The organism is Serratia sp. LTN-2, from assembly GCF_059740205.1.
Genome location: NZ_JCAXDO010000088.1, coordinates 1 through 743, shown reverse-complemented (window position 1 = coordinate 743; position 743 = coordinate 1). Strand labels below are relative to the sequence as shown.

The following is a 743-nucleotide window of genomic DNA, read 5'->3' as shown; positions in this document are numbered from 1 at the left end:
CCAGTGAGCGGTCAGGCAGAGCCTGGTTCAACCGTGACTGTGACTTATCCTGATGGCACCACTGCAACAGTGGTAGCTGGAACAGATGGCAGCTGGTCAGTACCAAACCCAGGTAACCTGGTGGATGGCGATACAGTGACTGCAACAGCGACTGACCCTGCAGGCAACACTTCATTGCCAGGTACAGGCACAGTTTCAGCAGACATCACAGCACCTGTGGTTGCGCTGGATGACGTGTTGACGAATGACAGCACACCAGCACTCACTGGTACAGTGAACGACCCGACAGCAACTGTAGTTGTCAATGTGGATGGCGTTGACTATCCGGCAGTGAACAATGGCGACGGCACCTGGACGCTTGCAGACAATACACTTCCAACACTCGCAGACGGTCCACACACCATTACCGTGACTGCAACAGATGCAGCAGGTAACGTAGGTAACGATACTGCAGTGGTGACCATTGATACGGTTGCACCAAATGCACCGGTGCTTGATCCGATCAATGCAACAGACCCAGTGAGCGGTCAGGCAGAGCCTGGTTCAACCGTGACTGTGACTTATCCTGATGGCACCACTGCAACAGTGGTAGCAGGCACAGATGGCAGCTGGTCAGTACCAAACCCGGGTAACCTGGTGGATGGCGATACAGTGACTGCAACAGCAACTGACCCTGCAGGCAACACTTCATTGCCAGGTACAGGCACAGTTTCAGCAGACATCACAGCACCTGTGGTTGCGCT

Annotated in this window: 1 protein-coding gene; it reads left to right on the top strand. The window is 54.4% G+C overall.

The features are described 5' to 3' along the window. A partial coding sequence (locus AC6BYQ_RS28480; RefSeq protein ID WP_498057927.1) for an Ig-like domain-containing protein occupies nucleotides 1–743 on the top strand: 743 nt, incomplete at both ends.